15 protein-coding genes are annotated in these 12423 nt (G+C 36.4%); 3 read left to right on the forward strand and 12 right to left on the reverse strand.

Features of this window, described 5'->3' with window-relative positions:
• Nucleotides 1-18 precede the first annotated feature (18 nt).
• The 7 genes from ACUXVC_RS23570 to ACUXVC_RS23600 all read right to left on the reverse strand — a co-directional run bounded on the left by ACUXVC_RS23570 (nucleotide 19) and on the right by ACUXVC_RS23600 (nucleotide 5326).
• Nucleotides 19-951, reverse strand: a complete 933-nt coding sequence (locus ACUXVC_RS23570) for an N-acetylmuramoyl-L-alanine amidase (RefSeq protein WP_141541651.1) — start codon at nucleotides 949-951, stop codon at nucleotides 19-21.
• A 40-nt stretch (nucleotides 952-991) separates the two neighbouring features.
• Nucleotides 992-1336 carry a hypothetical protein gene (locus tag ACUXVC_RS23575; RefSeq protein WP_053563535.1) on the reverse strand — a complete coding sequence of 115 codons (345 nt, stop codon included), beginning with the start codon at nucleotides 1334-1336 and terminating at the stop codon, nucleotides 992-994.
• Between the two features lie 224 nt (nucleotides 1337-1560).
• Complete coding sequence (gene ytpR, locus ACUXVC_RS23580; RefSeq protein ID WP_001006777.1) at nucleotides 1561-2175, reverse strand: YtpR family tRNA-binding protein; 615 nt, start codon at nucleotides 2173-2175, stop codon at nucleotides 1561-1563.
• Complete coding sequence (locus tag ACUXVC_RS23585; RefSeq protein WP_000784605.1) at nucleotides 2172-2984, reverse strand: DUF1444 domain-containing protein; 813 nt, start codon at nucleotides 2982-2984, stop codon at nucleotides 2172-2174. Before ACUXVC_RS23585 ends, ytpR begins: the two co-directional genes overlap by 4 nt.
• 78 nt (nucleotides 2985-3062) lie before the next feature.
• On the reverse strand, nucleotides 3063-3377 hold the full coding sequence (locus ACUXVC_RS23590; protein ID WP_000838193.1) for a thioredoxin family protein: 315 nt from the start codon (nucleotides 3375-3377) through the stop codon (nucleotides 3063-3065).
• An 83-nt stretch (nucleotides 3378-3460) separates the two neighbouring features.
• Nucleotides 3461-3970, reverse strand: coding sequence for a DUF84 family protein (locus ACUXVC_RS23595; protein ID WP_000869932.1), 510 nt, complete (start codon nucleotides 3968-3970; stop codon nucleotides 3461-3463).
• Between the two features lie 282 nt (nucleotides 3971-4252).
• The gene (locus tag ACUXVC_RS23600; protein ID WP_446025847.1) at nucleotides 4253-5326 is read right to left on the reverse strand and encodes a M42 family metallopeptidase; all 1074 of its coding nucleotides are present in this window, start codon (nucleotides 5324-5326) and stop codon (nucleotides 4253-4255) included.
• 148 nt (nucleotides 5327-5474) lie between these two features.
• On the opposite strand from ACUXVC_RS23600, the gene ACUXVC_RS23605 reads away from it, so the two are divergent.
• Both ACUXVC_RS23605 and ACUXVC_RS23610 read left to right on the forward strand, forming a co-directional pair.
• Nucleotides 5475-5786: a PepSY domain-containing protein gene (locus ACUXVC_RS23605; protein WP_000118541.1), complete on the forward strand. Its 312-nt coding sequence runs from the start codon at nucleotides 5475-5477 to the stop codon at nucleotides 5784-5786.
• A 72-nt stretch (nucleotides 5787-5858) separates the two neighbouring features.
• Nucleotides 5859-6368, forward strand: coding sequence for a GNAT family N-acetyltransferase (locus tag ACUXVC_RS23610; RefSeq protein ID WP_098125934.1), 510 nt, complete (start codon nucleotides 5859-5861; stop codon nucleotides 6366-6368).
• Between the two features lie 40 nt (nucleotides 6369-6408).
• Here the strand turns inward: ACUXVC_RS23610 and ACUXVC_RS23615 are convergent, their stop codons facing one another.
• Together ACUXVC_RS23615 and trmB are read right to left on the reverse strand one after the other, a co-directional pair.
• Nucleotides 6409-7263, reverse strand: coding sequence for a YtnP family quorum-quenching lactonase (locus ACUXVC_RS23615; RefSeq protein WP_048656117.1), 855 nt, complete (start codon nucleotides 7261-7263; stop codon nucleotides 6409-6411).
• Nucleotides 7264-7332: 69 nt separating this feature from the next.
• The gene (gene trmB, locus ACUXVC_RS23620; protein WP_001239383.1) at nucleotides 7333-7986 is read right to left on the reverse strand and encodes a tRNA (guanosine(46)-N7)-methyltransferase TrmB; all 654 of its coding nucleotides are present in this window, start codon (nucleotides 7984-7986) and stop codon (nucleotides 7333-7335) included.
• Nucleotides 7987-8216: 230 nt separating this feature from the next.
• On the opposite strand from trmB, the gene ACUXVC_RS23625 reads away from it, so the two are divergent.
• Nucleotides 8217-8495: a YtzH-like family protein gene (locus tag ACUXVC_RS23625; protein WP_001122235.1), complete on the forward strand. Its 279-nt coding sequence runs from the start codon at nucleotides 8217-8219 to the stop codon at nucleotides 8493-8495.
• Nucleotides 8496-8498: 3 nt separating this feature from the next.
• Here the strand turns inward: ACUXVC_RS23625 and ACUXVC_RS23630 are convergent, their stop codons facing one another.
• The 3 genes from ACUXVC_RS23630 to thpR form a co-directional block, all read right to left on the reverse strand.
• Entirely contained in the window at nucleotides 8499-9296 is a 798-nt protein-coding gene (locus ACUXVC_RS23630; RefSeq protein ID WP_002094168.1) for a phosphotransferase family protein, read from the reverse strand.
• A gap of 227 nt (nucleotides 9297-9523) precedes the next feature.
• A complete protein-coding gene (pulA, locus tag ACUXVC_RS23635; RefSeq protein WP_144465128.1) occupies nucleotides 9524-11665 on the reverse strand; it encodes a type I pullulanase in 2142 nt (713 codons plus the stop codon).
• A 163-nt stretch (nucleotides 11666-11828) separates the two neighbouring features.
• Nucleotides 11829-12374, reverse strand: a complete 546-nt coding sequence (thpR, locus tag ACUXVC_RS23640; protein ID WP_000373843.1) for an RNA 2',3'-cyclic phosphodiesterase — start codon at nucleotides 12372-12374, stop codon at nucleotides 11829-11831.
• Nucleotides 12375-12423 lie beyond the last annotated feature (49 nt).

Consider the following 12423-nt stretch of genomic DNA (forward strand, 5'->3'; position numbering starts at 1 on the left):
TTTCATGTAAGACTGCGCTTAAGCTTTACTCTTCCGATATGCATCTACACTATCCGTTACACTTTGCAATAAAGAATTTACATACTGCGGGTCAGATAATTTTTTATCTTCTTCATAGTTTGACATAAACCCAAGTTCTAATAGTACGCCAGGTACTTTGGACCAATTGAATCCAGAAAGGTCATCCCTAAATTTAATTCCATTTACTTTCACTTGCTGATTTTCTCTCATTTTATTTACTATCGTTTGAGAGATTTGAAGACTTTCCGCATAAATCTCTTTCGTATACGGACTTCCTTCTGCCGGCGTCAATACAGCAAATCCACTTTGGTTTGGATTTTCAGAACCATCTGCATGAAGACGTAAAAATAAATTAGCCTTATGATTATTTGCGAATGTCGCCCGTTCTTTATTACTTATATCAACGTCTTGTGATATTCTCGTCATTAACACTTGTATCCCTTTTGCTTCAAGCTTTTCTTTTAATAAAAAAGCCATTTCTAATACAAGTACAGCCTCTCTCTTTTTCGTCACAACACCTGTTGTACCGTCTGTCACTTTATATTTTTGCGTTGTTGCCCCTGGTCCAATCGGCTCTAAATTTAAATTCGCTTTTTGTTGATGCCCTGGATCAATAACGACGAGAAACTTTCCTTGCTTTTCATTACTCTCTACTTTTTGTTCATTATTTTGCACTGGTTGCTCAATTGGCTGCACCGTTGTAGTTTCTTCTTTCTTTACCTCGGCTGATACTTCCTCTTGCCTATGTTCTACTTGCGATTCTTCGTTCTTTTCTTGTTCTTGCTGCTTTTCTACCGGTGCGTCTTCTTTGGTATCTTTGTTTTTCTCTTGTATAGAAGATGTAGTTTCTTTTTTCGGCTGCTCTTGTGAACAACCGGCCATATATATTCCAATGAATGCAATCATGCTCATTATTTTTATATACTTCATACTTCTCTCCCATCACTTTGCACCGGATTCAAAGTTTTTCTTATAATTGCCCTATAATCTCATCCATATTTCCAATATAAACTGGCTGCCATGTTTCTGTACCACGTTCTGCAGTATAAACTGGATAAGCGTCATCATCTATATTTACGAAAACTGGATCGCCCATATCCGTTTCATATCCAATTACAATCCATCCTTCTTGCCACTTTCCGTTTTCTTCACTTATTAATGACTTTTTATGTTTATCATATCGGTAACCGATTTGTCCTTTTTCTAATTCACTTTCACTAAACACATATATTTCATAAGTACCTAGCTCAACATCTTGCTGTTTTGAAGTTTCAATTCGTTTTAGAAGTTCTGCGATTTTTGGTTGTTGTTTCATACGTCTATCCCCTTCTATTTTTCTAAATTTTAACTAGTTTGTTTATAAAATACAATATAGATTTTAAGACAAAAGGTGACACCTTTATCATATTTACGATTTTTTGAGTATATCTATCACAACTCTCAATATATTAACGATTCAACACGAAATTTCGACTTACCAACAAAAATGACAAAAAAGAGAGGCTGCCCAAAAGGACAACCTCTCTTTTCTTATATCAATTAAAATTTAAATTCTTGTCCAACTTCAAAACTATCTTCTAATACAAGAATACCTTTTTCTTGTGGAGCGTCTGGAAGCTCTAATTCACGTGCAGAGCAGATCATTCCAGAAGAAGGAACACCGCGAAGCTCAGCTGGTTTGATTAACATACCGCTTGGCATTACAGCACCGATTTTTGCAACGACAACTTTTTGTCCTGCATCAACGTTTGGTGCGCCACATACGATTTGTAATGTTTCTGTACCGATTTCTACTTTACAGATGTTTAACTTATCAGCATTTGGATGCTTTTCTTTTTCAGCTACATAACCTACAACAAATTTCGGAGAAAGATCTGCTTCTACTGTTTCTTCAAAGCCGTTCTTCGCTAAAATTTCGTTGATTTTCTCAACAAGCTCTTTCGTTAATGTAAGGTTACCTGTTTCTGTTACTTCTAAATAAGAAGATGCATTAAAGATGTTGAATCCTCCCGTTACGTTGCTTTCACGATCATAAACGCGAGCAACATCTCCTTTGCGATCAAAAGTACGGTTCTCTAAAGTAATATCTTGTAAGGCAACAATTAAAGTGTCACCAATTCCTTCAAGGTTGTAAAAAACGTTCACTTCGTTCATCCTTTCTCTTTTCCATCTGTCTTCTTCCGATTCTTCGCTAAAATAAAGATTGGTTCAAAGTCTCCATCTTCATATACGAATGAAAGTGATGTAATCGGAACATGCCCTTCGGCAAAAAATTTCATTGTCATTTGTGCAATAATATCATAACCGATTTCGTTAACGATATCAGCAATAATTAATACATCTTGGTGAGGAACAGCAACAACCATGTCACCAGAAATCTTTTCACGCATCGATTGTAGTAACGATTCGTTTAAAATACGCGTCGCGTCATATCCATCATTTGTGTTTAAAAAGTAGAATGTATTACCCGCTACTGTGTCTTGTTTAAATTCATAACCTAATGAACGAGCATTGAATAATGCCATTTCACGTACTTGCTGTTCTGTAAGTTCTAATTTTTGTAACAGACGCTCATCGATTAGTCGATACGTTTTATTCGAATCTAACGCATAGTAAATACGTGTTTCCGCCGTATGATCCGTCATAATAAACGGATTTCCTTCTTCTGCTTGTTTCGGGAAAGAAGTAGAGCGAATAACAGGTAAAATTTTCGCTCCGCTATTTTCTTCTTTATGCATCGCAATTAGCGCTTCTTGTACATAATAAGCAACCTCTTCAATTGCTTTTTCTTTATTCACTTCCCATTTTGCCACAACTCCTGGAAGCGATACGTTAATACCTTTTTTAGAGTCTTTCTGTTCAATACGTAGAACTTCTTTCTCGCTATCATACTGAAAGTCCCATTCTGGGCGAGATAATTTCTTCATTAACTCGTCTTTCATCTTTTTACTTGTCATCTTCATCTCTTTTTCCTCCCTTCCAAAAAAATAACCTCCCCCGCGAAGGTAGAGGTTGTTTTACAATTCAATTGGCAAATTGCCTTATTTTAAACCTTCAATAAACTCTTCGATTTGTTCTTGTGTTTTACGATCTTTGTTTACATAGCGACCAGTTTCTTCACCCTTATTGTACGCTACAAAGCTCGGAATGCCAAATACGTCTAATTTTACACATAGATCAATAAACTCATCACGATCTACATAGTAAAATGAGAAATCACTATATTTCTCTTCTACTTCTGGCATAAATGGGTCTACAAAACGGCAGTCTGGGCACCATTCTGCTGAGAACATAAAGACTACATTCTCTTCATTTTTTAATTGTTGGAATTGCTCCATGCTTTCTAATGACTTCATCTATATTTCCTCCTCTAACGAGTGCATGTTTTCATGTTATAATCTTTCTTTTATACTACCATACATCACGCATGGTGCAAGGTTTATGCTTGCTTTTCGTCATACTTATATTGCCCAACAAGTAACTTAACAACGTGTACAAATAATTCCGTGCGATCAACATAATCATCTGTAAAAATACCGATTGCACCTTCGTGACTACGAATATCTTTTCTATGTACAAACTCTTCCATCACTTCACTTAACTCCTTGCCCTCTTCAAGAGGTGCTAAAAAATCATCCGGTAATGTAATACGTGCCCCGCCGGCAACAAATATTTTACCATCACTTGTTGCTAGCGCGCCCCAATTACACATAAATAAACCGTACTCCGTTTTCATTACGCCGCCTTCTAGCCCAATACCAATTTGAGCTCCTCCTTCCTCTAGCGCTCGCTTCGCTCTATTAATCGCTCCTTGCATCGTCTCTTCATCTGAAAACGGCTGATTTGCTACTCCTGAAGGAACAGAAAGAGATGTAATTTCAGCATCTTTCCAAACCTTCTCCACAGCGCCAACCTTCGTTTTATTCTTCGATCCAACTACTACCTTCATTTCGTTCACCTCTATAAAAATTCATCATTCTATTCTAATATCCGCATCAGATACGAATTAAGTATCAACCACTACCACATATCACCAAGTCATCTATTCAGCCTAAAAAAGAAGGTTTTTTCTAGCAACATTACCGTCTTCAAAAACAAAAACAGCCTTCCTCTCTTTTCCTATCCAGGGTCTTAATACAACATTCGAGCACCAATTAGGCACTGACCGCTCCCACTCATGGATGGGCCATCTCTTCAATCTAAAAAAAGAAGGGTTTTTCGCCCTTCTTCTCTACGCGTTATTCTTAATTGTCTCTAACGTCGTTTTATCTGTTGTTCTTACAAGCTTCGTAATTAATTCTTTCGCCGCTGCATAATCATCAACATGTAAAATTGAAGCATGTGTATGAATGTAGCGTGCGCAAACACCAATTACTGCTGATGGGATACCAGAGTTACTTGTATGTACACGGCCAGCATCTGTACCACCTTGTGAAATAAAGTATTGGTACGGAATGTTGTTTGTTTCTGCTGTATCTAAAATGAATTCGCGCATTCCTCTATGTGTTACCATCGTGCAATCGTAAATACGAAGAAGGGCACCTTTTCCTAATTGACCGAACTGCGTTTTGTCACCAGATGCATCGTTTGCTGGACTTGCATCAAGCGCATAGAAAATGTCTGGTTGAATCATATTTGCAGCGGTTTGCGCTCCGCGAAGGCCTACTTCTTCTTGTACAGTAGCACCAGAATATAATGTGTTTGGTAATGTTTCATCTTTTAATTCTTTTAACAATTCGATTGCAAGACCACATCCGTAACGGTTGTCCCAAGCTTTCGCCATAATTTTCTTCTCATTTGCCATCGGTGTGAATGGGCAAATCGGCACGATTTGTTGTCCCGGTTTTACACCAATTTCAATCGCATCTTCATAACTATCTGCACCTATATCAATTAACATATTTTTTATATCCATCGGTTTTGCACGTTGCGCGTCACTTAATAAATGAGGAGGAATAGAACCAACAACCCCAATAACAGGACCATTCTTCGTCATAACTTGTACACGCTGTGCTAATAAAACTTGGCTCCACCAGCCGCCTAACGTTTGAAAACGAAGCATTCCGTTTTTCGTAATTTGCGTAACCATGAAACCTACTTCATCCATATGACCTGCTACAAGAACACGCGGGCCAGTTTCGTCCCCTTTTTTCAGACCAAATACGCTACCTAAACCGTCTTGTACAATTTCATCCGCATATTTGCTTAATTCTTGTTTCATAAAACGGCGTACATCATGTTCAAAACCTGATGCACCTTGTAATTCTGTTAACGTACGAAATAATTGTAATGTCTCTTTATTCACGAAGTCCCCTTCTTTCAAACCTTAGTAGAATACCTCTTTTATTGTAACGAAATTTTCGAAATGTTTCTAGTTTCTTCTTTTTTAGCTGTATTTGCTTTATAATTATTATTGGTACACTATTTTTATTTTATAGAATTGAGGTGAATATATGAGCTGGAAAGGTTTAGTAGCAGGTCTTGGCGTTGGGTTCGCAGCTGGTTATCTCGTTGCAAACAAAGTACAAGAACAATCCCATATTTCTTCAGAAAAAGCATTGAAAATGGTGAAACAAGCATTAAGTCATAAAGGTGAAATTACTGGCTCTTGGGTACATATGGTTCCAGAGACATTTGAAAAATATGATGTCGCATATGAAGTTTATCGCGGCGGTCTTACAACAATGTTAGATGATATACAAGAACGATTTGAATTTTTAGTTGATGCTAAAACAGGTACTGTTTTAGAGGTTATAGCAGCATAAAACGGAGGGTTCCCATTAGGTGAACCTCTTATTTTTTTATTGCAAAAGAAATAAAAGGAGTTTCGATGATAGATGATATTAGAAACCGAATACTTATACCTAAAGGCAATGAGACAAGATGATTTTAATGATTTAAAAATGATGTTGCAAGATCAAGATGTAATGTATGCTTATGAACATAATTTTTCTGATGCTGATGTTCAATCCTGGTTAGATAGAAATATAAAACGATATAAAGATTTTGGCTTTGGCTTATGGGGGATGTATCTAAAAGAAACTGATGAGTTTATAGGAAACGCCGGTTTAAGCATGCAGGATACTGATGTTGAACAGGTCATAGAAATTGGATATTTGCTAAAAAAAGAATTTTGGTACAAAGGTTACGCAAGTGAAATTACTAAAGGCATTAAAAAATATGCTTTTAATGAATTAGGACTATCAAAAGTCTATTCAATTATTAAACATGACAATATTGCTTCACAAAAAGTTGCTAAGAAGCTTGGTATGATTAAAGAAAAAGAATTCACGACTAAATATTATAATGGAGATATGCTTCATTATTTATATAGCATATCTAAATAGGAGGCTGCTCTAACAGATATTCTGGAGCAACCTCCTATTTTTATGCTTCTATACTCGTTTTCCGTTCTATTTTTTCTACGATATGCCCTTCCTCATTCCACTTCACAGCACGATAATATGCATCATGATAAAACGTAAACCACGCCTCTTTGTCAGCACCATACTTCATCCACTTTTGTTTATTTTCAATCGAGGTCATCGGATAATCATCGTATGCCATTACCCATAATACATTTTGATGCGCGTGCGTCGGCAAGAGATCTGCTAAATGTAGCATCGTTTCCCCTTGACTCTCCAAAGCGATAACTGCATGTCCATCACTATGACCACCCGTATGCGCCATCTTAATTTCATCTGTAATTTCTATTTCTTGCTGGAACGTAACAACTTGATCTACAATCGGTTCCCAATTTTCCTTCCAATATGTATTACGGGATCTAATATTTGGGTTCCTCATTTCATTCCACTCTGTTTCACTTACGTAAACTTTCGCATTTGGAAACGCTGGTACAAGGTGATCCCCATCCCATTTTGTTAGGCCAGATGCATGATCAAAATGAAGGTGTGTCATTAAAACATATTGAATATCTTCTGGCTTTAATCCCTGTTTTTCTAACGATTCATAAACCGATGATTCTTCTGTTACACCTTGATTTCGTTTCATCTTCTCATCCAACTTACCGTTTCCTATTCCTGAATCAATGAGCATATTTCCATCTTTCGTTTGTAAAAGTAACGGATCTGTTCGTAAGTAAATATGATTTGTGTCATTATGTTTATATTTACGTGACCAAAGTACTTTCGGCACAACACCAAACATTGCCCCTCCATCTAAATGTGTATTTCCGCCTTTTAACCACGTTACTTTTATATCTCCAATTTGTAACTGTTCCATTACACATCCCCCTTTCAATTAATCTTAACATAAAATTCTGATTATTTTAGATATAAAAAAACCTATGCATTACTGCATAGGCTCTGTACGATATTTTGCTTCAACTCGGTAAATACGATGACCTTTACTAGAGAATTTCTCTTCGTATTCAGTCATGATGTTACCTTCAAAGTCGCTGTTATGAAGATCTAAGCTTAAGTAAGTTAGTAACATACCATACTCAGCCATACTCATAAGAGAATATTCAAATAAACCTTGGTTATCTGTTTTGAAATGAATTTCTCCGCCTTCTACTAACACTTCTTCATAATTGCGTAAAAACGTTTTATACGTTAAACGACGCTTCGTATGACGCTTCTTTGGCCATGGATCTGAGAAGTTTAAATAAACGCGATCAATCTCACCTTTTGCAAAGAAAACTGTTAAATCTTCAGCATCTTTATTAATTAACTTTAAGTTCGGCACTTCTTCTTCAATTAATTTATCAAGTGCATCTACAACAACACTTGTGAATTTTTCAATTCCAATATAATTAATATGTGGATTCGCTTTTGCCATATCATACATAAAGCGGCCACGACCTGTACCTACTTCAATATGAATTGGTTGTTCATTTCCAAATACTTCTTTCCAGTTACCAGCGCGCTCCTCTGGGTTTCCGATTACGATATGTGAATACTCATTAATTCGATCCATTGCATATGGTTTATGTCTTAAACGCATAGATGTCTCCCTCTCTTTACAAAACTATTTTAAAGGAATAATTCCTTCTTTCTGTTTTTTAATCAATCTACCAAACAAAAAACCAAGTACGTACGAGCACTCGGTCCGTTTCTTTCAAGTATAAGATGTACCATTTTGATAAAAACTACATACAGCATTAAACATTCCATGACGAAACAGCTTTTTCTCTTACATTTGAAGAGAAAAACAATCGAAAGGATGATCCGTTCATGCCAATTAATCAACAACATCAATTAGAAGTGCTGAAAGATATTTTAGTCAACCACCAAAGTGATTGCTGCGGGACAGTTTCAGAATGCGAGCAATTAGAGCGCCTCATTCAATCGTTACTCGCAAACGATAATATAAGTAGTGACGCTAAAACAATGCTAAACGATGTATATTCTTATAGTCAATCGGGTAAATCTTCCTCTAATTTGGACAACCATATTTCCAATAATCAAGAACAACTTACTCAGTGGATTGCTGGAATGGACAATTTTTCTTAAGTATTATTCTGAAGCAAGTAGTTGCTGTAAATATTGATGCCAATATTCAGCTTCTGCTTGCTGTTTTTTTGTTGTATGCCATTGAATAGACAAAATCGTTTGTGCTATCACATACCATCTCATGCGCCTAAGCAGCGATTCATCCATTTCAATATCATAAAAACCGAGCCACTCACTCCACTCCTGGCGCGGAATGTACCAATATAATAACATACCAAGGTCTAGAGCTGGGTCAGCAATTACAGCTCCATCCCAATCAATTAAAAACAACTCATCTTCATCCGACAATATCCAGTTGTTATGGTTTACATCACAATGGCATACAACGAATTCATTGTATTCAATAGCTTTTAATGAATCCATTAAATATTGAAGGCCTTGCTGAATTGTTTCATCATCCCTTATATCTCCTCTTAAAACGAGTTGCAGTTGTTGTAATAACTCTTGTGCGTGAAGCGGTTGCTTCCCAAGTCTTTGAATCATCTGTACAAGCGCTTTAGAGGAGTGAATTTTCTTCAAAAGTTTCGCAACACGTTCTAGTTTCATATCCTCTGGCTCTAACTTCTGTCCCGGAAGCCATTTTTGAGCAGAAATTACATCACCGTTCGTTACCCTTCTTGTCCAAAGTAATTTTGGAACAATTCCTTCTGCTGACAATACCGCTAAAAAGGGCGATGTATTCCGCTTTAAAAATAACTTCTGTTGTCCGTTTTGCGCAATATATGCATCGCCCGTTACTCCACCAGCCGGTACAAGACTCCACTCTTTTCCTAATAATTGTTCCAACCATTCCATATTCATTACCCGTTAACAAATCCTTATCTTTTATAGTTATGAAAAGAAAAACCGCAACATTTCTACACATGTTGTGGATTCATATATTTTACTGTAAATGAAAAGAAAAATTAGCCTCAGCCAAAAATTCTCTATTTTATTTTACAAAACCTGTCATAGAATGACAACTTATCAAAATCGTCACCTTTGTCAATTCTACATTTATTACATTCTCATCGTCAAGTAGCGATTTGTCACATTATCGTCAATATATAGGTGCTAATTGGAGCGAGCCTAAGTTCCTTTCCTCTAAATGAAGAAATTGGCTCTATTTTCGCTTGCTTTTCGTCTACTATCACATGCCACGTTTCTTCTTTCGGAAGTTGCACAGTTTTAGCTTCTAAACCGCTATTAAATAAAACGACAATCTCTTTCCACGGCCCAAACGATTCTGCATGCTCTAGGTGATACGCAAGTACTTCTGTAGATGTTTGTAAAAAAGTCATATGTTTTTTTATAAGGCCTGCGTTTTGTAATCGGAATGCCCCATGCTCTTTACGAATCGCAATTAAACCTTTTATATAGTTAACGGTCTCTATTTCTTTCTCTTTTTGATCCCAATCTAATTGATTGATCTCATCATTTGCATTATAGCTATTTTCATTTCCTTTCTTCGTACGATAAAACTCTTGTCCTGCATGTAAGAAAGGAATACCTTGTGAAAGAATAACCATTGCGCTCGCTAGCAGGTGACGTTTTTTCAAAATCGCTTCTGATTCTTCATTACTGCGCACTAGTTTATCCCACATCGTCATATTATCATGACATTCTACATAGTTAATGCTTTGCGCCGGCTCTAGAAACAGCCCTGTTTCTTTCATACTTAAAAGACTTCCTGCTGCAATATACTGCAAATGATTACAGTCTACATGCCCACCAAATGCAAAACCACGCTTATTTATATGAAATGTACTCCCTTTTATCCCATCACGAAATTGATCATTAAACTGCGCCATATGTGGCATTTTCTTCGCATTATTTAACGTTGCTTTTTCCTCACGAGGAAGCGGTGTTTGTAAATCCCATCCTTCTCCTAATAACAAAGCATCTTGTTTTATGTTTCGCACTTCTTTTTCTATCATATTCATTGTATCAACATCTAAAATTCCCATTAAGTCGAATCGGAATCCATCGACATTGTATTCAGTAAGCCAATATAAAATAGACTCTACAATGAATTTCCTCATCATTTTCCGTTCAGATGCTATATCATTTCCGACTCCCGTCCCATTAGAAGGCATACCATCTTCACCATGACGAAAATAGTATCCTGGAACAAGCTTTTCAAATGATGATAGCTCTCTTTCATAAACATGATTATATACAACATCTATAATTACCCTAATGCCATGCTCATGAAATGTCTCGATTAACTGTTTACACTCTACTATCCTGTTATACGGATCAAAGGGATTTGTAGCATAAAATCCTGTTGGTGCATTGTAATATAATGGATTATACCCCCAATTATAGGCAGACGAAGGATTCGCCTCATCTACACCACCGAAACAATATAACGGTAATAGTTCAACATGTGTAACACCTAAATCTTTTATATGAGACAACCCTGTTAAAGTCCCATTCCGTCCTGTTGTTCCCTCTTCCATCAATCCTTTATATGTTCCCTTTTGAATCACTCCACTATTTTGATGTATAGTCGCATCACGAATATGCAGTTCATACAATATGGCATCTGTCATTGATTGTAATGGTGGTAATCCTTCTCTTCTTGTTACATTCGTTTTTTCTAAATCGATAACAACACCGTGTTTTCCGTTTACCGTCACCGACTTTGCATAAGGATCTACAGCTTCGTTCCATATTAAATTAATACAAACGAGAAATGTATAGCGTGCTCCGTCTAAATCACCTTGTAATGTTTGAATCCAAACTCCGTTTTCTCCCCTGTACATTTCATGATCGGCATATTCTTTATCGCTCTTATAAATTCTTACTTTCGCAAGCCTTGCAGTTGGGGCCCATACTTTAAATGTCGTTTCTTCTTTTTGATACACAGCACCTAAATCTGTACCTTCGTAATAATACTTTTCATCGAAAATTGTTGTTCGAATAACAGCACCTATTTGTAAATCCGTTTCTTCATTCCGTTCATCTCGTACTGTATAATACTTTCCCACATCTAGCGGCTCTTCTATAAAGCACTCATACTTCGTTGCATCTGGAAGCGCAATCGTATGAGCAATCGGTAAATCTTTCACATTACTTCCTTCTTGCAAACGAAATGTCCGACTTGTTCCATACGCATGTGGGAGCAAAATTGTAATTTTATTCATTTCATCTAAATAGGCATCAAATGGACGTTTTACTTTCAACATAAAAAAATCACCATCATTCTCAAAGTTAAAATAAAGTGAAACTTTAATGAGCGAGATAAAATGAGCTGCAAATGATAAGGCTTTTCTTATCAACAAGACTCTATACAGTAACTCCATTCTTCTCTATATTATATTCACCTGCATAAAAAACGTTTTCACCATTCTATTTTTGTAATTTTATTTCAGCAATCGATTTATACTTCGGGGTTTCTTTCACGTGGGATTCGTATAAAGTAATTGTATCTGCTTGAAATGATATTTCAGGTACTTCTTTTATACTTTCTAAATGAAACTTTTCTTCTCCTATCCATTTACGAGCAACAGTAATATGTGGATGATACGGGCGTGTTTCTAGAGAAAATCCATTTTCTTCACAAATGACATGTACTTGCTTTTGCAACTGAAACAAATCGTGATTCTCACTTACCTTCGCCCAAAAAATACGGGGCTGATCTTCTCTACCAAACGTTGAAAAACCTTGTAACGTGAACGATAGTTCTTTTGTTTTTGTAAGTGTTTGTAATCCATTCTTTATACCTTTTAACTGTTCTTCTGTCGCACCTCCTAAAAAGGAAAGGGTAATATGATAATCTTCCTTATGTACCCACGAGCGAAATGGTAATTCCTCATTCGTATCCTCTTTATAGTTAGACAGCACTTCTTTTATATGATTTGGTAACGTAATTGCGACAAAATAATGCCTATCCATGTACACCGTCTCCTTCTTTCTATTGTTTCTTTTCTTTCTTATCTCATTC

This window comes from Bacillus sp. N6 (assembly GCF_052805735.1).